Raw genomic sequence first — 19,854 nt, 5'->3', positions numbered from 1 at the left:
CGTCCTCCATCTCCTCCGCGGAGCGGAGGTAGACGACGACGCCGACGCCCGGCTTGCGGCTCTCCTCGTCGCCGTCGAGCGGGTCGCCGTGGATGATGTCCTTCTGCATGATGTTCACCTCCTCTCCGGGTGCGGGGACGGCTCGGTCCGCACGGGCGCCGAAGGCAGCCCGCGGCCGAGAAATCTGAGGGACCGCCGGATCACGGCCAGGTGGTCGGCACCGTCGTAGCCGTCATGGCCCGAGTCCAGCCACATCAGCTCGTGGGCCACACCGCCCGCGCGCAGCACGGCCAGGTACGCCTCGACCTGTTCCGGCGGGCACTTGGCGTCCCGCCGTGCGGCGACGACCAGCAGCGGGGAGCGGATGGCGGCCGCGTACGAGGACGGGGAGGCGTGGGCGTAGGCGTCGGGCACCTGGTCCGGAGTGCCGCCGAACAGCGCGGTGTCCAGCGCCTGGAGGGCGGGCGTGGAGTGCCGGAAGGCCGTGACGCAGTCGGCGAGCGGCTTCACGGCCACCCCGGCGTCCCACAGGTCGGGACGGGTTCCCATGGCCAGCAGCGTCAGATAGCCGCCCCACGACGTGCCGCACAGGCCCACGGCGCCCTCGCGGCCGATACCCCGGTCCAGCAGCTCGGCCCGGGCCCGCACCAGGTCGGCGACCTGGGTGTGGCCGACGCCCTCGGAGTAGGCGGAGCGCCAGCGCGGCCCGTAGCCGGTCGAGCCCCGGTAGTTGACGCGGGCCACGGCGTAGCCCGAGCCGACGAGGGCCTGCACCATGGGGTCGTAGGCGTCCCGGTCGTGGTCGGCCGGGCCGCCGTGGACGAGGAAGACCAGCGGGTACGGCGCGGGACGGTCGGCCGGAGTGGTGACGAACGTGTGCACGGGGCCGTCGGGCCCGGGTGTCCACAGGTCCTGGCGGCGGCCGAACCGGGGGAGGCGCCACTGGCTCTGGCCGGGCAGTGGCGCACCCGAAAGGGACATCGCGCGCGGCACGTTCACCGCGTCGGTCCAGATGAAGTGCACATCACCGTCGGCGGCCGGTGACGCGTCGAGGATGCTCCCCTCCGGGGTGGGTACGGGGGTCAGCTCGCGGCGGTCGAGGTCGGCGGTGAACAGCCGGCTGCGGCCGTGCCTGTCCTGCCGGAGCAGGACTCGTGCGCCACCCGGGCCGGGATACCAGCGGGCGGTCGTCTCGGTATCGAAGGAACACCAGGGGAGCAGCTCCAGTCCACGCCCGGGTGCCCACGTGCCGAGGTGGTAGCGGCCGGCGCGCTCGCGCATGACCAGCAGCAGGGTGCGTCCGGACAACGACGTCGGACCAGGTAGCGGTGTCGGACCGGGTAATCGCGTCGGACCCGGTAACGACTCGCGCGTGGGGGCGAAGCCGAGCGCCCAGGTGCGTTCCCTGGTGCCGGAGAGTACGGCGACGGTGGTCCCGTCCGGGGCCAGCAGGGTCACAGCGCGGGCGGAGTGCGCGGGCCCGGACAGCGCAAGGAGCCCGCCGTCCGGCGCCAGGTCGCACAGGGTGCCGGAATCCATCGTGTGCAGGACAGGTATGCCGACGCCGCCGCGCCGCCCCAAGTGCACGCTGAGTCCCTCGGGGCCGCGGATGCCGACGGCCACCGTGCCCCCGTCCGTCAGCGCGAGTCCGGCGGGCCGCCCCTGCGGCACCCCGGTCAGCGCCGGACGGTCCGGGCCGCCGTCGAAGTCCTGGGTGCGCCAGCCGCCGCTGCCGCCGCGGTCCTCGTCGAACCACCACACGGCCTCGTCGCCGTCGACGGCGCACAGGAGTGTGCCGTGCGGACGGTCCGTCACCTGCCGTCCGGCGCCGCTGGAGCGGTCCCAGGTGAAGATCTCGCACCGGCCGTCGGCATCCCCGGTGTACACCATCCGGTCCGGGTTGCGGGGGCTGGTCACCGGCAGCACCGGCCGGTAGACGCCGTACGTGCGCGTGGCCGCCTTCGGCGGGGCCGGCGTCACCGTGCCTCCCGGACCACGAGCCGGGCCCGGGCGGTCGCGTACAGCGCCAGCCCGGCGAACGCGCCCGCGCAGCCCAACGCCACCGCACGGCCGCCGTACGCCGCGACCAGAACTCCCGCCGCCACCGGCGCGAGCACCGCGACACCCTGGCCGGCGGTGCCCAGCACCGTCCCCATCCGGGCCAGGAGCCGATCGGGGGTGACCAGCACCGCCCGGGTCTGCAGGACGACCGCCACGGACGGCACGATCAGCGACACCGCGCTCAGCAACAGCCCGTAGGCCCAGGTCCGGGACGTGAGCGCAAGCCCGGCAGCCGTCGGCACCATGACCCACGACGCACCCGTCACGATCCGCGCGGCCGGCACCCGCCGCACCAGCCACGGCGCGGCGAGGGCGCCCAGCAGCCCACCGACGCCGGCCAGGGTGAGGACGAGCCCGATCGAGGAGGGGCTGGCGCCCTGGGCGTGGGAGGTGAGGACCGCGTGGAAGTACAGCGCGCCGAGCAGCGCGTTGATCCCGGCGGTCCACACGACCACGAAGCGCAGGAAGGGCTCGGCCCACACGAAACGCAGCCCTTCGGCGAGGTCACGGGTGAACGATGCGGGAGGACCCTCCCGTACGGGTGTCAGGTCCGCGCGGATCGCCTTGCTCAACACCGCCACCAGCAGGAACGACGCCGCGTCCGCGAGCAGCGGTACCCACCGCGCCAGCTGGTACAGCACGCCGCCCAGCGTCGGGCCGACGATCTGCACCGCCTGGTCCCGCGCCTGCAGGTATCCGATCGCCCGGGAGTACTGCTCGGGCGGGACCAGCCGCCGGATCGTCCCGGAGGCCGCCGCCCCGTAGGTGGCGCCGGCCGCCTGCTCGACCACGGCGGCGACGAGGACGTGGACGAGGACGACATGACCGAGGGCGACGGCCACGAACACCGATCCCATGGCCCCCGCCGCGACCAGGGCCGCCGCGTACATCATCGGCTTGCGCGGCCAACGGTCGGCGAAGACGCCCGCGATCGGTGAGACCACCAGTCCGCTGACCAATGCCACGGACGCCACGAGTCCGGCGAGTCCGGGCGAATATCCGGCGCCCAGCAGAATCAGCGGAAGAAAGAGAGAGGAAGCGCAGGTGCCGAGACCGTCGACGGCGCCCGCTGCCCAGAAGAGTGAGAAATCCCGTCTTCGGAACGGGGATGTGGAAGAATTCTTTGATAAGTCGGGGCCGGATGGTCTTAACTTCTCCTCGGCCTCGCCCATCAAGAATGCCGCTCGGAAGGAATTGCTGACGCTAACGCACCCACAATGCCCCCTGAAATAGGCGGACTTTCGGTCGTTGAGGGTTGCGATCGTATCGAACGGACAGGAGCGTCACAATACCCGGGTTCGAATAGGATTCTTGATCAAGAAATGGGACTTCTCGGGGTGCCGGGTAACTGGTCTGTGCACGTCTTCCGGACGTTCACGAACGGACCGCGCGCACGGCCGGAGAGTGGCGTCACGCCCCCTGAGGGCGGTCGTCACCCCTCATGTGACCCACATCACTTTCACCGTCCTTCGGCTTTCCGTTATCCATGGATCGGCCCCAGGCTCTCCCCTGCGCAACCATCTCCAACAGACGGGACAGTCGGCGTGCGGCAGAGCACAGGAATCGAGCGGGGCGCGGAGCTGGTCCTGGCGGCGCGGAACGGTGACCCGTGGGCGCGGGAGCAGCTGGTCACCGCCCACCTGCCCCTGATCCGTACCACCGTGGCGCTCGCCATGAGCGGCCGAGGGGGTACCGAGCACGGCGATCACGTCGAGCATGTCGTACGGGAGACGATGCTGCGCGCCCTCGACGGTCTGCACACCGTTTCCGATCCCGGCACCTTCCGGCCGTGGCTGGTCGCGATCGCCGTGGACGGGATCCGCAGGCACCGCCACGCGCAGCCGGCCGGTTTCGCGTACGGGGACGTCGCGGTCCCGGCTGCCGGGCAGCACCTCACGGGTCAGGCCTACGAGATCACCACGGCGGCGCGGTGGCTGGACCCGGACGACGGCGAGCTGCTGGCCCTGTGGCGGCTCGAGTGCACGGGTGAGCTGACCCGCTACGAGACCGCGGCCGCGCTGCGGTGGTCGGTCGAGGACACGACGGTACGCGTCGAGGCGCTACAGGCCCGGTTCGACGCGGCCCGGGTCGTGGCGGGCGCGCTGTCCGAGAACCCGTCCTGCCCCTTCCTGAGCCGAGAGGCAGCGGGCTGGGACGGCCGCCCCTCCGCCCCGTGGCGCGACCACTTGACCCAGCACACGCTGGCCTGCGCGCACTGCGCGACCCGCTGGAGCGGACTGGTCCCCGCGGGGTTCCTCCTGACGGCCACGGCACCCGCGGGTTCGTCCGGGGCGAGTGAGGACGAGCGGGAGCGCGCGACACCTTCGTACGCCCCCGACTCGTACGAAACCATCGAGCAGCCGTACGCAGCCGCAATAGGCGACCTGACGGAGCCGTACCTCCTGGCCGGGCCTCCGGAGCCCGGCCGCCCCCACATATCCCGCCACGGGGCTGCCACCGCCTCCTCGGCGCCGGGCCGACGCGGCTCGCGCGCGGCTCTCCGCCGCCGTCGTCAGACACAGGATCGGAATCGGCGCCGGGCCGTCATCGCGGCTGGTGTCGTGGTCATGGCGGTCACGGGCGGGGCGTTCTCGCTGCACGGCGGCCGTGGAGGGAACGACGAGATCCTCGAAGCGAACCGGCTGTCGGCTCCGGGCCCGGACCTGCCGGTCGCCCACGACCCGTCCGCCCACTCCGCGGCCCCGCTTACGGCATCGGCGATCCCTTCCGCCTCGCCGTCCACCTCCAAGTCCGCCGCCGCACGCCCCTCCGGGACGGCATCGCCCACGGCGCGGACGACCACCGCGCCGCCCCGTCCGACCCGCACGACCCCGCCGGTCCAGGTGAAGACGACCCCGCCCCGTACCACGGCGCCCGCGAGCCCCTCGCAGTCAGCCGGCACCGGCACCGGCACGGGCTCGAATTCCACCGCCAATACAGGCACGAACACGGGGGCGGACGCGGGAACGAACAACGACGCCGGTGCCGGAGCGCAGAACGACCAGGGCCAGAGCTCGGCCGCCGACCAGGTCGTGGCCCTCGTCAACGCGGAGCGCGCCAAGGCGGGCTGTGGCCCGCTGTCGGCGAACGGGACCCTGACCAGGGCGGCCCAGGACCACTCCGAGGACATGGCGGCGCGTGACTTCTTCGACCACACCAATCCCGACGGCGACGGCCCGGGGGAGCGGGTGACGGCAGCCGGCTACCCCTGGTCGACGTACGGCGAGAACATCGCCATGGGCCAGAGCACGCCGGAACAGGTCATGGACTCCTGGATGAACAGCCCGGGGCACCGCGCGAACATCCTCAACTGCTCGTTCAAGGAGATCGGCATCGGCATCCACTCCGAGGGCGGCCCCTACTGGACTCAGGTCTTCGGCGCCCGCTGACACCGTTGCCCCACGGCCTCGCCTGAACACCTGATCAGGTGTTCAGGCGAGGCCGTCCCAGCCCCAGCGCGGGGTGGGGCCGGGGTCGCCGAGGTCCGTACCCGGGGCCGAGGCCGAGACGTCCTTGGCGATCCGTGTGCCCCAGTCGAAGTACTCCACCACCCGGCGGCGCAGCAGGGCGTCGTCCGGCAGCTCCTTCTCCACGGCCGCCGTCATCAAATCCATCCAGCGCAGCCGCTGTTCCTCGGTGATGCCGAGCCCGAGGTGGGCGCGGAGCAGGGCCTGGTGCCCGCCGTGCTCCGCCGTGAACCCGGCCGGTCCGGAGAAGATCTCCGCCAGCCACACGGCCACGTGCTCCACATGGGTGGGGGTGAAGTCGGCGAAGACGGGTGCGAGGAGGGGGTCGGCCAGGACCCCCTCGTAGAACGTCTCGGAGAGCCGGCGCAGCGCGTCGGCGCCGCCCACGGCCTCGTACAAGGTGTTCGTGTGCTCGGTGCTCATCAAGGGCCTCCGGGTTCCGGGATGTGTCCCCCCCAGCTTTCACTCAACAAGGCCCGGATCCAATGATGTTCGCTATCGGCGGGGCGGAACGCACACCGGCCCGGCGCCCCCACGAGCCTCCCGCCGACCGGAGCACGGGCAGTAGCCGGCCCACGCACGGCCCGGTGTAGTGGCCCGTTCAACGGGTGCTCCGTTCAATGGGTGCGCCGTTCAACTACCCATCGGACCAGGACAAATCGGTGAACCGCGCACACAATGGAGGTGGGCATAGGCCACAACCTGTGAGGTGACGGCGGCATGCTCGAAGCAGTCTCATCGGACCGGCCAGGTGGGTTCCTGCGCACCCGCGTCGAATCGCTGATCGGCCGGATCGATGCAGGCAGGACGAGCGTCCAGGCGATCGGGCCGGAGCTGCGCGGGCGCGTGGCCACCCGCCTGGCGACGGCGTTCCACCTGCGGAGGGCCGAAGCCGCCGGGCTGCTCGCGGAGGTCGACGGCGGCGCAGCGCCCGGAACACTGTGGCCGGAGCTCTATCGCCTCCAGCTCGAACTCGACGAACTCTTCGAGGAGACGCTGTCCCTCGTGGAAGGCGCAGCCCTGCGCGCCGCAAGCCTCGACGAGGGGTACTGCAAGCTCGCCGACGCCCTGCTGGACGAGATCGGCGGGAAGACCCCGGTCGCGTGGGACTCGTTCACGGTGCTCGGTACGGAGGAGATGTTCGCACGGTCCACCCGGGTGATCCGGGTCCGATTTCCGGGCAGGTCGTTCTGGGATCTTCCGGTGGTCGCGCACGAGTACGGGCACTTCGCCGGTCCCGCCGTGACGGTCGACGGGGGCGTACGAACCGTCCACCCCCTCGAGGACCTGCTCGACGGCGCCCTGAAGGAATCGCCCGGCGCGAACTGGCCATGGCTGCACGAGCTGTTCGCCGACGCCTTCGCGAGCTATGTTCTCGGTCCGGCGTACGGCCTGGCCTGTGCGTTCGACCGGTTCGACCCGGCGGAAGCCCGAGACGGCACCGAAACCCACCCCGCCCCCAACGTCCGGATGGCGACGATCGGGACCGCGCTGGACCGACTCAACCGGGACCATCGCTACGACTACGCGCTCCACACCATGCGCAAGGTGTGGAACTCGAGTACGGCCGAGGCGGGCACCGGAGACGAGGAGGGTCTGAACGAGCCGTTCGGCAGCTGGCTGGACGCCTGTATGGACTTCATGTCCGGACATCTTCCGGAGGCCCGCTACGACGGTTGGTGGACTGCGCAGGAACTGGGGCACCACCTCGGCGCAGACGAGCAGGGCGGGCCGGAACACCACGGGAGCGGTCCCGACGGTGTTGCGTACCGGATGTGCGACATCGTCAACGCCGGCTGGCTCGCTCGTATCGACGCGGCCGACGCCAGGGCCCGCCTCCTCATCGCGGGACAGGCCAGGGAGCTGGCTGAAGCCGGCGTTTCGCAGGAGGTGATCTGATGACCCCGTCGATTCTGGAAGAACGGATCGCCTCTCTCCGGCGCAATCTGATGAGGGCGAACGCCGCCTCCGAGCAGCAACTGGAGTTCGCCCACATCACGGTGGGAGAGGAGCCCTGGATCAGGGCGTTCAACGAGATCCGCAGGAACTCGGCGAAGGACCTGAAGATGCTGGAGGCCCTCGTCGCCGAGGTCGCCGACGGGAACATCGATCCGGGTCAGGCCTGGCAGTCGTACTCCGACATCGAATGCCTGAGCGAGGAGGTGTTCCGTGAATGCCTGGAGGTGCTGGGCGGTCTGGTCTTCCGTGACATGAGGCTGGACGAGAAGATCTGCCTGTTCGCAGACGAATTGATCAAGGAGTGCGCCAAGAGCGTCGGGAAGATGCCCACGATCGTCATCCCCTCGCCCGACCGCGTGCCGCCTGTGGACATGCGCCGTATCGCCCACATCCGGTTCCCCGAATGGGACGTCTGGACCCTGCCGCTCGTCGCGCACGAGTACGGACGCGTGGCGATCGTCGAGACGGAACAGGCGAACGAATTCGCCACGGAGACCGCGCATGAGGCCTACCTCGGCCTCGCGGGCGGCCGGGCGGTCACGCCCGAGGCCGTCGAACAGCGAGTCCGTCTGCTGCTGGCGGACGCCTTCGCGACCTTCACGAACGGCCCCGCGTATGCCTGTGCCCTCATGCTGCTGCGGCTCGACATGGTCGCTCCGTCCCCGGCGTCCCGCGAGCTCGTGCGCCAGCGCGCCGACATGGTCAGAGGGGTGATCGACGCACTCGACACCCGGGGCATGATCAAGGCCCAGATCCACCAGGAACTGGCGAGCTGCTGGGACCAGGCCATCGAGTCGCTGCCTCCCGACGACGCCGAAGAGGCCGATCCGCTGGGCGCGCTGGCTCTGGAACCGGCGGATGTCTTCTCCGCCCTGGAGCAGGCCTTCTATCCGGGCGCCGCGTACACCCCTGCGCACTGGAGCAACGCGATGCGCTGGGGCTCGGACTGGCTGGAGCAGCTGGACAAGGGGCAGAACCCGGCCCGCCCCGCCGATGTGCTGAAGACGCATCGCCTGCGGGACGCGCTCAACGCGTCCTGGTACGTGCGGATCCAGCGGCCCGAGTGGGCGACGGAAGGCGCCGCCGTGACCCAGGAGCTGTGCCAGGAGATCATCGACGGACGTGGCCGTGGTGGGCAGGGACATGTGCGCGGCGAGTCCCGCCCGCCGGGAGGTGGTTGAAGTGACCACGGTCAGCCCTTGGGGAATCAAGGGCACGCTGGTCGGCCAGCTGGCGTCGGAACTGGCCACAGCTCGTGTGGCGCTCAGATCCGGCAGGGCTGAGGACGGTGCGAGGATCGCGACGCGTCTGGTGACGGAGATCGCCGCCGGGAAGGCGACGGCCGACGACGCAGAGGACCGCCGGCGCCTCGAACTGGTCCACGCGTCCGCGCTGACCACCCTCGGGCGCGCGGAGCAGGAGGTGTCTCCGCCGGACGGCCTGCCTCGGTTCGAGGACGCGGTACGGATCTTCAGCCGCGCGGTGCTCGCCGGGGCGGAGCTGCGGCGCGACGAACTGGCCGACTACGGCACGGCGCTCGGCGAACTGGGCAGGCTGGAGGAGGCGGAGCAGTTCGTCACCCAGGCGCTGGAACAGGACGCACCCGTACCCGCGGAGGTGGTCCTGGGCCTCGCCGACCTGCTGAGCCGACGGTCCGAACAGACGGAGGCGGACCGACTCCTGAATCTCGCGCTCGACACCGGGGCCGAACACCCGGGGATCGCCGAGCGCCTCGCCCGGAGCCTGGGCGAGGCAGGCGAGACGGACAAGGCCGTGGAGGCGTTCGCCCAAGCCGGCATGTGGTACGGAGCCGGGGGAACACCCGGCGAGGCGCTGAGATGCTTCGACCTTGCCCTCGGTCTGGCAGGCGACCACATCGGAGCGATGGTCGGCCGGAGTTACGCGCTGTACGACCTCGGGCGGCACGAGGAAGCGCTGACGGCCGTCGAGCAGGCGCTGGAACGTCATCCGGAATCCGTCGAGGCGCGCGCGTACACGGCGCGGCTGTTCGGCTCGCTGGGACGGGGCGAGGAGGCGCTCCGTCTGCTGGAGGACGGAATCGAGCTTTCCGGCGAGGTGCTGGAGCTGCGCGTCGCGCGGGCCCACGTGCTGCTGTCCACGGGCAGGCCGCAGGAGGCCCTCACGGCCGTGGACGGACTGCTCGCCGAACTGCCGACCGATGTCGAACTGCGCAGGATGAAGGCGCGGATCCTGCGCAACCTCGGTCGTCCGGAGGGTGCGATAGAGATCCTCAGCGGGCTCCTCGCCGAGAATCTGGCCACCCTTGGCGACCGGCTCGACGTGATCGACACGGTGATCAACATGGGTGAGTCCGAACGGGCCCTCACCGAGACGGAACACGCCCTGCTCTTCGTGCCGGAGAACCCCGCCCTGCTCGGGCGCCGCGCGCTGATCCTGGTCCTCCTCGAGCGGTACGAGGAAGCTCTCGACGCGGCGCGGCACGCGACCGCGCTGGATCCCACCGACCCGGTGCCCCTCCACACACAGACGGCGGCGCTGATGCGGCTGGAGCGGGCCGAGGAGGCTCTGGTGCCGCTCCGGCAACTCCTGGACCTGGGCGCGGACTCCCCGGGCACCAGGCGGCGGCTCACCGAGTTGCTCGTCGATCTGAGGCAGCTCGACGAGGCGAATCGCCTGGTCCAGGAGGGACTGCGGATCCACGGAGAGGACCCCCCACTGCTGAGGACACAGGGGCACATCGCCATCCTGCGCGGGGCCTACGACGAGGCCCTGACACCTCTGGAGACGGCGGCCCGGCGATTGGACGAGGCCGCCGAGGGAGAAACCGACGAGGACACGGTGGTGGACGTCCACCTCTGGCTGGGCGAGGCGCTGCGCAGACTCGACCGCAATGAGGAAGCCCGCTCCTCCCTGGAGCGCGCCCTCGCGCTGCGTCCGGACAGCGGCTGGCTCCTGGGCACCCTGGGGCAGGTTCTGCGTGCGTCGGACTCCGGGAACGCCGAAGAGACGCTGCGCCGGGCCGTCGGATGTGAGGACAGCCCCAGCTTCGCCCACGTCGAACTCGGCGAGCTGCTCCGGGAGACGGGTCGGCTCGCCGAGTCGCGGGACGTGCTCGTCGGAGGCACCGATCGGTGGCCCGCCGACGCATGGCTCTGGGGGAGCCTCAGCGCCACCGAGTACCTGCTCCAGAACTACGACGCGGCGCTCGCGTCCTGTGACAAGGCGCTGTCCCACAACAGCACGTACCCCTGGGCATGGGTGCTCAAGGGGTCCGTACTCATGGACACCGACGAACTCGACCGGGCCGTGGAGGCCTTCGACGCCGCCCTGGAGCTGGAACCGGGCAATGGCTGGCCGTGGATGCTTCGTGGCTGGGCCCTGGAGATGCTGGGGCGGCGCGAGGACGCGCGCCGGAGCTTCCGGCACGCGGTGGACGGCGAGGCGGACGCCTGGGCGCCGATCGGGCTGGCCGACCTGCAGCTCCAGGACGGAGAGTTCGACGAGGCACGGCGCGGCTTCGAGCAGGTCCTGCGCACGCTGCTGCCGGGAGTCGACGGGTCCCAGCTGTCCCAGATCGGCTGGTGTCACCTGCGGCTGGACGCCTGCGAGCAGGCCGCGCGCGAGTTCGGCGAAGCCCTCCTCCTCGAAGAGCCCTTCAGCCCCGTCCAGTTCGACCTGGCGCTCGCGCTGCTCGGTATGGAGCCGGCCGAGCGTGCCGTAGAGGCCTACGCCGAGGCCGTCGTGGCCCTGCGCGGCGTCACGCATCCCGGCCGCAGGAGGTTCCTGCTGCACGTGGCCGAGCACGATCTGGACGTCGTACAGGCCCAGCCCAGTTTCCGGAAGGTCGACCCCGGGGTCGTGGACCTGATCCGGTGGATGCTGCGGCGCGACGGACCGGCCACACCGGATTGGAGGGAACCCATGGAAGGCAAGCTGACGCCGGAGGAGTACCACTGCGCCGTGCACGCCACCGATCTCACGGACAAGGTCGTCGAGTGCCTGTCCAGCGAGCCGACGCGGGTGGTCAACTTCGGCTTCTCCGTGCGTCGGCGCGGGGGAACGCGGAAGAGCAAGCCGTTCACCGTCGTGGTGCGGTGCCCCGGTTCGGGTTCCGGCGAGGACGCGCACGACCACGAGTTCAAGGGGGTCGTCGCGTCATGACCGGCGCGACCGGCCAGGCAGAGTCACCGCAAGCCCTGGTGTCGGCCGAGACACGGCGCTGGCAGCGGGCCGCGGAGGCCCTCGAACCCGAACACACGCTGGTCAGGATCGCGGCCAACGCGAAATTCGTCCTCACGTCCATCACCCTGCTGGGCACCGCGATCTCCGCGGCGGGTCTCGTGTCGATCACCCGGCTGACGCAACGGCCGGAACTGCTCGCGCTCACCGTGCTCGCGTTCGCCCTGTCGCTGGGCGCGGTGCTGCTGGCCCTGTGGACGCTCGTGCTGCGCAGCCGCGAGGTCAACCTCGACGACCTGGAGGACGTCAAGACCTGGTACGAGGAGGAGTTCGGCCATGCGGGGCGAGTGGCGGCGGCCGGGTGGCTGCTGTCCGGCGGCGTCCTGCTGGCCGGCGTGGTGGCCGTGATCGTCGCCGTCGTGGCGAATCCGTCGTACCAGGTCGCCCTGCAGAGTGCCGGATCCGACGGCAAGCACAGCCTCACTGCGTCCGCGGGCGCGACCGACGCCGGCCCGGACTCGGTCCTGACGGTCAGCGTGACCGGCAAGGACGCGTCCGGCGCCGAGACGCTGCTGATCCGAGGCAGCAGCACGGCCGACGCCGACGGCGCCGCCGAGATAGAGGCCTCCGTCGACACCGACCGGGCGTTCGCGTCCTACACGATCGTGCTGACCGACGACGACAAGCAGAAGGCGACCCTGACCCTGCGCACGCCCTGACGCCCGTCGCCGTCGGCCGCGCTCCGATCCCCTGCGCTCGTCCGCAAGGCGGTCACCCTGCCGTACCGCGGTTGTACAGGTGGTACTGGAGCAGGGGCGGCCGCGGTTGCTACGCGGGCTCGTCCTTCAGCCAGTCCGGTGTGCGGAACGTTCCGCCGTCGTACATCGGGAGCCGTACCGACTCCCCGTAGCGGGCGAGCTGGCTCCAGGGGCGGTTGATTCCGGCGGAGCCGTAGCGGCGGACCCGGGTGACGGTGTCGAGGTCGAGGACGTCGACGAGGATCTCCTCGCCCCCTCCGGCCTGTTGACGGACGATGCCTTCGGGGTCGATGACGGCGCTGGTGCCGACCCCGGCGGGGTCGGAGGCGTTGACGTTGACGACGTAGACCTGATTGGTCCAGGCGTTGGCGCGGGCGCAGACGAGTTCCATCTCGCGGTCGCGGGTGGGGGTCAGGGTGGGCTGGATGATGATCTCCGCTCCGAGCCAGGCGAGCTGGCGGGCGGTTTCCGGGAAGGAGCCGTCGTAGCAGATGGCCAGGCCCACGCGGCCGACGCCGGGGATGTCGAAGACGGTGAACTCGTCGCCCGGGGTGGTCTTCTCGTAGGGCTGCCAGGGGAAGACCTTGCGGTAGCGGGCGACGATCTCGCCCTGGGGTGAGACGGCGATGGCGGTGTTGTGGATGTGCCCGTCCTCGGCGCGCTCGTAGAGGCTGCCCGGGATCAGCCACAGGCCGGTCTCCACGGCGAGGGCGCAGATCCGGTCGGTGAGCGGGCCCGGGATCGTGACGGCGGCCTGTTCCATCCAGTCGCCGGCGGTCGGCTGAAGCAGGGCGCCTTCGGCGGCGAGCAGCAGTTCGGGAACGACGACGAGCTGGACGTGGGGGAACATCTCGCGCGTGGCCCGGACCTGCTCGACGAAGCGCTGCCGGCTCGCTTCGAGGTCGTGGGGTACGGGCGTGGTCTGCAAGGCGGCGATGGCCAGAGTAGGCATGGGAGTCAGTCCTCGGTGACGGTGAGTTCGGCGACCGTGGTGCGGCCGTCGCGGAAGAAGCGGTGGAAGCGGGTGCGGGCTGTCAGCAGGGCCAGGATTCCGGCGGCGATGGCGCCGGCGCCGAGGAGGAAGACTCCGCCGATGCCGTGGAAGGAGGTGCTGCCGTAGGCCGGGTCGTACATGTCGTGAGCGCTGCGGGCGAAGGCGGCCAGCATCGTCAGGCCACCCAGCAGGGGCAGGATCCCGCGCAGCAGGAGGTCGCGCGGGGAGTCGCGCAGCCGTCCCCGGAAGTACCAGACGCAGGCCAGGGCGGTGGTGCCGTAGTAGCAGGCGATGAGCAGTCCGATGCAGAGGATGGCGTCGCCGAGGAAGTCCACGGAGACGAGCCTGAGGAGTACGAGCAGGCAGGCCGCCGCCGCGCCGAAGAAGAGGGTTCCGAAGGCGGGCGTGCGGTGGCGGGGGTGGATGCGGGCGAAGGCGCGGGGCAGGGCGCCGTGGCCGGCCATGGACAGGGTGCCGCGGGAGGAGCCGACGAGACAGGTGAGCAGGGCCGCGGCGGCCGAGACGCACACGGCCAGCTCCATCACCTTGGCCGCTGCCGCGCCGAGTACGGGCGGGGCGAGGGTGGACAGGATGTCGGCGGCGTTGTCGGGATTGCCCAGCCCCGCGCCGGCGGCGTCCGTGCCGGCGAAGCTGATCGCCGCGAAGGCGGTGAACAGGTAGGTCCCCAGCAGGACGAGGGTGGAGATGACGGCGGCCTGGCCGGCGACGCGGTCCCCGTCGCGGGTCTCCTCGTTCGCGGTGATCAGCGCGTCCCAGCCCCAGTAGATGAACAGGCACAGCAGTACGGCCTCGGCGAAGGAGCCGAGATCGCCGAACGCGAAGGGATTGAGCCAGGCCAGGGACGGAGTGGCGGCGCCGTCGCGGGCGAAGGCGGCGGCACCGAAGCCGAGCAGGGCGGCCAGCTGGAGTCCGAGCAGCACGTACTGGACGGAGGCCGCGAGGTGCAGTCCCCGGTAGGCGATCGAGGTGACCGCGGCCAGCAGCACCACGGCGGTGATCGTCACGGCGGCGCTGCTGGAGGCCAGGGAGTGCAGGCCGAGCAGCTGGAGCAGGTAGGTGGCGCCGACCTGGGACAGGGCCGTCATCGCGATGAGCGTGGCGATCTGGACCACCCAGCCGCCGGTGAGCCAGCCGACGATCGGCCCGAAAGCGCGGGTGGTCCACACGAAGGTGGTGCCGCAGTCCGGCATCTCCCGGTTGAGCTCCCTGAAGGCGAAGGCGGTGAGCAGGATCGGGACGAAGCCCAGCAGGAGCGCGGCCGGAGCGAGGTCACCGACGATCAGCGTCACGAAGCCGAGGGTGACGGCGATGCTGTAGGCCGGGGCGACGGAGGACAGCCCGAGAGTGACGGCGCCGAGCAGGCCCACCGAACCGCCGCGCAGCCCCTTGCCCGTCGGGGTGGACACGGGCCCGGTTCTTGCCTCGGCGTCGATCGGGTTGGGCATGATGCCTCCGTAAGGCCGCAGGTTTGTTAAACGCAGATTTAAAACCTGACGCACTGGCTCGTCAATAGCTGCAGAGCTATCGTTAAATCTGCATGTAACTGAACCGGTGAGAGGACCCGACGTGGCGCCAAGGAAGGGCATCGGCAAGGAGGCCCGGCGGGCCGAGCTCGGCAAGGCGGTGGAGCGAGCCCTGATGGCGCGCGGCCTGGAGGGTCTACGCCTGCGCGACATCGCGGAGGCGGCCGGTGTCACGCCCGCCGCGGTGCTCTACTACGGAGACCTGGATGCCCTGGTCCACGACACGTACCGGCAGGCGATCGAGCGCTACAGCCAGGAACGCGAGCAGGCCGCGAACCACTTCGACGACGCCCGCGACAAGCTCAGGGCCTGCATCGACAAGGGCGTCGCCACCGGGCCCGACGACACTCTGACCCGGCTGCTCTTCGAGTACTGGCCCCGCTGCCTGCGCGACGCCAGAGCCGCCGCACTCGACAGCGCGCTGACGGAACGCCAGATCGCGGTGTACTCCGCGATCCTGGTCCTCGGGCAGGCGCAAGGCCACTTCGTCCTTCAGGACCCGCCGCGCTTGCTCGCCGCCAGCTTCGTCGCGATGGAGGACGGCCACCAGATGGAGATCCTCGCAGGCCGACGCACCCGCACCGAAGTGATCACCGCCCTGCGCGCCTACGCCCGCGCCGTCACGGGCCACGAGCTGGCCGACCATCCGTGACAACGGGCCTGCCTTCTGCTGCGACCCCGCCAGGGACGCGGCCGTCCCCCCCGCTCGGAGGATCAATCAGCCTGCCTCGGGTGACGCCGGGTCCTTGGGCGGATGTTTGGCGTGCTCACCGGCGGTGAGGCGTAGGGGAACGACCCGTTCGACTCATCGACTGGGGAGCACATGGAGAGCGTTATTCGGCTGGCGATCTCCGTCGGCGGCTCGGCGCTGGTGGCCTTCGTCGTCTGCCGCGCGGCGGACCTGCTGGCACGGTTCGCCGACGCGAGGCATCCGGAGACCCCACTGTGGGGGCTGCTGCGCCACTGCCGCACGCCGTTGTACGTCGTCCTGATGGCCGCCTTGTTCAGATGGACCTACCCGGTGGCGGCGCATGCGGAGACGGTGGGCCACGTCCTGCTGTTGTGCCTGATCGGCGGTGGAGCCTGGCTGACGGTACGGACCGTCGCGGCCGTCGTCGAGTCCTCGTACGCGCGGTACGCCGGACGATCACGTGACGCCGCACGGCTCCGCCGGGTCCGTACGCAGGTCACGCTGATCATGCGGGTGGTGGCCGCCGCCGTCGGGGTGCTCGCAGCAGCCGCGGCCCTCGTCACCTTCCCCTCGTTCCGTACCCTCGGCACGTCCCTGCTCGCCTCGGCCGGCATCATCGGCATCGTGGCCGGCGTGGCGGCCCAGTCGACGCTGAGCAACCTCTTCGCCGGCTTCCAGATCGCATTCGGTGACATGGTCCGCATCGGTGACACCGTCGTCGTCGACGGCGAATGGGGTGTCGTGGAGGAGGTGACCCTCACCTTCCTCACGGTCCGGACCTGGGACGAGCGTCGCGTCACGCTCCCCGTCTCGTACTTCACCTCGCGGCCGTTCGAGAACTGGTCGCGCGGCGGAGCGGAGATGACGGGGTCGGTCTTCGTCCACTGCGACCACACCACACCGGTCGCGCTCGTACGGGCGCACCTCCACGAGTTCCTCACCACGTGCGGCACCTGGGACGGGCGGGGCTGGGACCTTGCCGTCACCGACACCTCGCCGACCGGCATCACCGTGCGGGCGATCGTGACCGCCAAGGACGCCGACGACCTGTGGACGACGCGTTGCGCCGTACGGGAGGAACTCGTCGGCTGGCTCGCGCGCGAGCACCCGGGCGCCCTCCCCAGGGTCGTCACCGCCCCCGCGGCCGACGCATTGGACCGGCCGGGGGAGCGCCCCCGAGCACCGCGGCAGCGACGCGGACGTCAGCCCGCCCGGAACCCCACCCGTCCGGCGGACACGCCCCCGGACTGAAGCGCCCCCGGACTGAAGCCGTGCGCGGACGCACGCAAGCCGGTCTCTCCCCGACCGCCTTCGATGGCACGTCCACATGGACAGCAGCCGCTGGAGTGGGACGCTGAAGAGTGAGGGCCCGTGCCGACGAGACTCGGGAGATCCGAAGGGGGCGCGACGCCTCGTCTGCTGCGGCCGACGGTAGGAGTACCTCGGAGGGCCGACGACGTGACGCGCGCAGAGTGGCTTCTGGTACCCGGTGAACGCGGCAATACCGCCACGCGCCTGGACACGCGCCGCCAGGACGGGAAGGCCTGGTCCGAGGGGAATCAGGCCCACGCCCTGGTTCACGGCGCCACGTACTTCACGGAACTTCTGGCGGCCATCCGCCGCATGCGCTCCGGCGACCTGCTCCTGTTCACCGACTGGCGCGGTGATCGCGACGAGCGGCTCGACGGCCAGGGCACCGAGATCGGCACGGTTCTGCGCGAGGCGGCCGGACGCCACGTCGTCGTGAAGGGGCTGTTGTGGCGCTCCCACCTGGACAGTCTCCGGTTCAGCCAGAAGGAGAACCGCCGCCTCGGCGCGGCGATCGAGGAGGCGGGCGGCGAGTGCCTGCTCGACATGCGGGTGCGGCCCGGAGGCTCGCACCACCAGAAGATGGTGGTGCTGCGCCACCCCGGCCGCCCGGAGCTGGATGTGGCGTACGTCGGAGGAATCGATCTCTGCCGCAACCGGAACGACGACGCCACCCACCGCGGCGACCGTCAGTCTCTGCCCATGGCCTCCGCCTACGGTCCGCACCCGCCGTGGCACGATGTCCAGCTCGCCCTTCGCGGCCCGGTCGTCGGAGACGTCGAGGCCGTGTTCCGCGAACGGTGGCAGGACCCCGCCCCGCTCAGTCGCAGCCCGGCCACCCGCCTGCGTGCGCTGATGCACCGGGAGGACACCGACGCGGACAGCCTGCCGCCCCAGGCCCCCGATCCCGTTCCGCGCGGCACGCACACGGTGCAGCTGCTGCGCACGTACCCGAACCGGCTGCTGCTCGGGTATCCCTTCGCCCCCGACGGAGAACGGAGCATCGCACGGGGGTACCTCAAGGCGCTGCGACGGGCCCGGTCCCTGATCTACGTCGAGGACCAGTACCTGTGGTCGCCGAGGGTGGTGGCCTGCTTCGCCCGCGCTCTGGCCAGGTACCCCGGGCTGCTGATGATCGGAGTCATTCCCGCGATCCCCGAGCAGGCAGGTCGACTCACGCTGCCCATGAACCTGGTCGGGCGGATCACGGCTCTGGAGGAGTTGCGTCGCGCCGGCGGCGACCGGGTCGCGGTGTACGGACTCGAGAACCATGCCGGGACCCCCGTGTACGTCCATGCCAAGGTCTGCGTGATCGATGACGTGTGGGCCTCCGTGGGCTCCGACAACATCAACCTCCGCTCGTGGACCCACGACTCCGAACTCGGCTGCGCCGTCGTCGACGGGAGCCTGGACCAGCGGCAGCCACGCGACCCCGGAGGGCTCGGTGACGGCGCGCGCGTCTTCGCCCGAGAGTTGCGCCTGGGGCTGATGCGCGAGCACCTGGACGTGCAAGGGGCTGCGGGGCGGCAGGCAGCGGCTGCGCCGGACGCACTGTGCGACCCGGCGATGGCCTTCGGTGCCTTCGAGAAGGCTGCCGCGGCCCTCGACGCATGGCATGAAGCCGGCCGCCGCGGTCCACGCCCGGCGGGCCGTCTGCGCCGCTACACACCCCCGGATCTGTCCGGGGCGCAGCGGGCGCTGGCCACTCCTCTGCACCACCTTCTGATCGATCCGGACGGCCGTCCGCTGAGGCTGCGGCTGCGTCACGCGTTCTGAACGAGCCGTTCCGTCGGCCCGACCAAGACGGGCGTCCGCCGGAGCGGGAGAGCATCATCGTGCCGGGGCACGACCAGGTGGGTCATGCGGGGCGACCACGGTGAAGTGCGCCCCTTCCGGGTCGGCGAGATCGACCCATCGGCTCATGGGGGAGGTGTGTACAGGAGAGGTGGTGCTTCCTCCCGTCCGGTTGGTGGTCTCGATCGCCTTGTCCAGATGGGGCACCGGAAAGCGGACGTGCCAATCGGGGCGGACCTCGGGGTCCGGTGCCTCTACGAGTGCTTCGCCGCCGATGAGGGCAACAGTGTGGTGTCCATGGCGCAGAACGACATGCTCGTGTTCGTACGACGCCACGCAGCAGCCGGTGCGCTCACCGGCCCAGTCGAGGACCTCCCCGTAGAAGATCGAGGCAGTGAAGGCCTCATGTGTACGCAATTCCAGCCAGGCCGGGGCGCTGCCGCGGCCCACCGACCAGTCCGGGACGACAGCGCCCTCCCAGAAGCCGAAGACGGCTCCCGCGGGGTCGGTGGCCAGGCCCGCCCGGCCGGTACCGAAGGCGAGGGGCCCCACGGCCATGGTGCCGCCGCGTTCGAGGATCCGGGCCGCGGTGACGTCCGCGTCGACGACGGCGAAGTACGGCGTCCACGCCACCGGGATGTCGAAACGCTCGGTGAGCGCCCCGATACCCGCCACGGGAGCTCCTTCATGGAAGGCGACCGCGAAGCCGTCTCCGAGCCGACTGGGCCTGAACTCCCAGTCGAGTACGCCGCTGTAGAAGTGCTGCGCGGACTCCATGTCCCGGGCCATCAGGCTGACCCAGCACGGAGCCCCCGCGATCTCATGGCTCGACGTCGACACGGTCGTCACCCTCGTACGCCGCTGCCGGCTGCCTACCAGTAGTGCCGGCGCCCGCCGACTTCGCGACCGAGAGCACCCATGATCCAGAGGACGGCGCCGATGGCCACGAGGATGATCCCGATGGTCCAGAGAACACTGATGCCGGCCACGAAGCCGATCACGAGCAAGATGATGCCGAGGACGATCATGGTGTCCTCCAATGGCGCTGGATTCCTCCCTTCAGCGTAGGCGTCCCGTCCGCTCGTGGCGTCCGGAAGCCGAGCACTGCGAGGCGAAG

General features: G+C 70.9%; 15 protein-coding genes. 8 read left to right on the top strand and 7 right to left on the bottom strand.

Translation table 11 applies throughout. The features are described from left to right. Positions 1–114 precede the first annotated feature (114 nt). Together OG357_RS02130 and OG357_RS02125 are read right to left on the bottom strand one after the other, a co-directional pair. On the bottom strand, positions 115–1,980 hold the full coding sequence (locus OG357_RS02130) for a S9 family peptidase (protein WP_329619445.1): 1,866 nt from the start codon (positions 1,978–1,980) through the stop codon (positions 115–117). Beyond that, positions 1,977–3,233, bottom strand: a complete 1,257-nt coding sequence (locus OG357_RS02125; protein ID WP_329619444.1) for an MFS transporter — start codon at positions 3,231–3,233, stop codon at positions 1,977–1,979. Before OG357_RS02125 ends, OG357_RS02130 begins: the two co-directional genes overlap by 4 nt. A gap of 372 nt (positions 3,234–3,605) precedes the next feature. Between OG357_RS02125 and OG357_RS02120 the strand changes: the two genes are divergently transcribed. After that, entirely contained in the window at positions 3,606–5,450 is a 1,845-nt protein-coding gene (locus OG357_RS02120; protein WP_329619443.1) for a CAP domain-containing protein, read from the top strand. Between the two features lie 42 nt (positions 5,451–5,492). On the opposite strand, the gene OG357_RS02115 is transcribed toward OG357_RS02120, so the two are convergent. After that, positions 5,493–5,951, bottom strand: coding sequence for a group II truncated hemoglobin (locus OG357_RS02115; RefSeq protein WP_329619442.1), 459 nt, complete (start codon positions 5,949–5,951; stop codon positions 5,493–5,495). Positions 5,952–6,248: 297 nt separating this feature from the next. Here OG357_RS02115 and OG357_RS02110 point away from each other — a divergent pair, with 297 nt between their 5' ends. The 4 genes from OG357_RS02110 to OG357_RS02095 are packed head-to-tail and all read left to right on the top strand — an operon-like array spanning position 6,249 to position 12,367. Then, a complete protein-coding gene (locus OG357_RS02110; RefSeq protein WP_329619441.1) occupies positions 6,249–7,427 on the top strand; it encodes a hypothetical protein in 1,179 nt (392 codons plus the stop codon). Next, entirely contained in the window at positions 7,427–8,668 is a 1,242-nt protein-coding gene (locus OG357_RS02105) for a hypothetical protein (protein WP_329619440.1), read from the top strand. The genes OG357_RS02110 and OG357_RS02105 overlap by 1 nt, the downstream gene beginning before the upstream one ends. Position 8,669: 1 nt before the next feature. Continuing rightward, positions 8,670–11,630: a tetratricopeptide repeat protein gene (locus OG357_RS02100; protein WP_329619439.1), complete on the top strand. Its 2,961-nt coding sequence runs from the start codon at positions 8,670–8,672 to the stop codon at positions 11,628–11,630. Continuing rightward, entirely contained in the window at positions 11,627–12,367 is a 741-nt protein-coding gene (locus OG357_RS02095) for a hypothetical protein (protein ID WP_329619438.1), read from the top strand. Before OG357_RS02100 ends, OG357_RS02095 begins: the two co-directional genes overlap by 4 nt. 109 nt (positions 12,368–12,476) lie before the next feature. Here the strand turns inward: OG357_RS02095 and OG357_RS02090 are convergent, their stop codons facing one another. Together OG357_RS02090 and OG357_RS02085 are read right to left on the bottom strand one after the other, a co-directional pair. Beyond that, complete coding sequence (locus tag OG357_RS02090; protein ID WP_329619437.1) at positions 12,477–13,358, bottom strand: carbon-nitrogen hydrolase family protein; 882 nt, start codon at positions 13,356–13,358, stop codon at positions 12,477–12,479. A 5-nt stretch (positions 13,359–13,363) separates the two neighbouring features. Next, on the bottom strand, positions 13,364–14,866 hold the full coding sequence (locus OG357_RS02085; RefSeq protein ID WP_329619436.1) for an APC family permease: 1,503 nt from the start codon (positions 14,864–14,866) through the stop codon (positions 13,364–13,366). Positions 14,867–14,987: 121 nt separating this feature from the next. Between OG357_RS02085 and OG357_RS02080 the strand changes: the two genes are divergently transcribed. The 3 genes from OG357_RS02080 (at position 14,988) to OG357_RS02070 (ending at position 18,719) form a co-directional block, all read left to right on the top strand. Further along, a complete protein-coding gene (locus OG357_RS02080; RefSeq protein WP_329619435.1) occupies positions 14,988–15,596 on the top strand; it encodes a TetR/AcrR family transcriptional regulator in 609 nt (202 codons plus the stop codon). 171 nt (positions 15,597–15,767) lie between these two features. Further along, on the top strand, positions 15,768–16,886 hold the full coding sequence (locus OG357_RS02075) for a mechanosensitive ion channel family protein (protein ID WP_329619434.1): 1,119 nt from the start codon (positions 15,768–15,770) through the stop codon (positions 16,884–16,886). 207 nt (positions 16,887–17,093) lie between these two features. After that, complete coding sequence (locus OG357_RS02070; RefSeq protein ID WP_329619433.1) at positions 17,094–18,719, top strand: phospholipase D family protein; 1,626 nt, start codon at positions 17,094–17,096, stop codon at positions 18,717–18,719. Positions 18,720–18,773: 54 nt separating this feature from the next. On the opposite strand, the gene OG357_RS02065 is transcribed toward OG357_RS02070, so the two are convergent. Then, positions 18,774–19,577, bottom strand: a complete 804-nt coding sequence (locus tag OG357_RS02065) for a VOC family protein (protein ID WP_329619432.1) — start codon at positions 19,575–19,577, stop codon at positions 18,774–18,776. A 32-nt stretch (positions 19,578–19,609) separates the two neighbouring features. Then, positions 19,610–19,765, bottom strand: a complete 156-nt coding sequence (locus tag OG357_RS02060; protein WP_329625467.1) for a DUF6131 family protein — start codon at positions 19,763–19,765, stop codon at positions 19,610–19,612. Between the last annotated feature and the right edge of the window lie 89 nt (positions 19,766–19,854).

Source organism: Streptomyces sp. NBC_01255 (genome assembly GCF_036226445.1).
GTDB lineage: Bacteria > Actinomycetota > Actinomycetes > Streptomycetales > Streptomycetaceae > Streptomyces.
Note: the sequence above shows the minus strand (reverse complement) of the source record. Positions and strands in the feature narration are given on the sequence as shown.

Bases quoted from the DNA above. Each gene is read 5' to 3' on its own strand.
- OG357_RS02125 (WP_329619444.1), bottom strand. From the start codon at position 3,233: ATGGGCGAGGCCGAGGAGAAGTTAAGACCATCCGGCCCCGACTTATCA.
- OG357_RS02115 (WP_329619442.1), bottom strand. From the start codon at position 5,951: ATGAGCACCGAGCACACGAACACCTTGTACGAGGCCGTGGGCGGCGCC.
- OG357_RS02110 (WP_329619441.1), top strand. From the start codon at position 6,249: ATGCTCGAAGCAGTCTCATCGGACCGGCCAGGTGGGTTCCTGCGCACC.
- OG357_RS02105 (WP_329619440.1), top strand. From the start codon at position 7,427: ATGACCCCGTCGATTCTGGAAGAACGGATCGCCTCTCTCCGGCGCAAT.
- OG357_RS02095 (WP_329619438.1), top strand. From the start codon at position 11,627: ATGACCGGCGCGACCGGCCAGGCAGAGTCACCGCAAGCCCTGGTGTCG.
- OG357_RS02090 (WP_329619437.1), bottom strand. From the start codon at position 13,358: ATGCCTACTCTGGCCATCGCCGCCTTGCAGACCACGCCCGTACCCCAC.
- OG357_RS02085 (WP_329619436.1), bottom strand. From the start codon at position 14,866: ATGCCCAACCCGATCGACGCCGAGGCAAGAACCGGGCCCGTGTCCACC.
- OG357_RS02075 (WP_329619434.1), top strand. From the start codon at position 15,768: ATGGAGAGCGTTATTCGGCTGGCGATCTCCGTCGGCGGCTCGGCGCTG.
- OG357_RS02060 (WP_329625467.1), bottom strand. From the start codon at position 19,765: ATGATCGTCCTCGGCATCATCTTGCTCGTGATCGGCTTCGTGGCCGGC.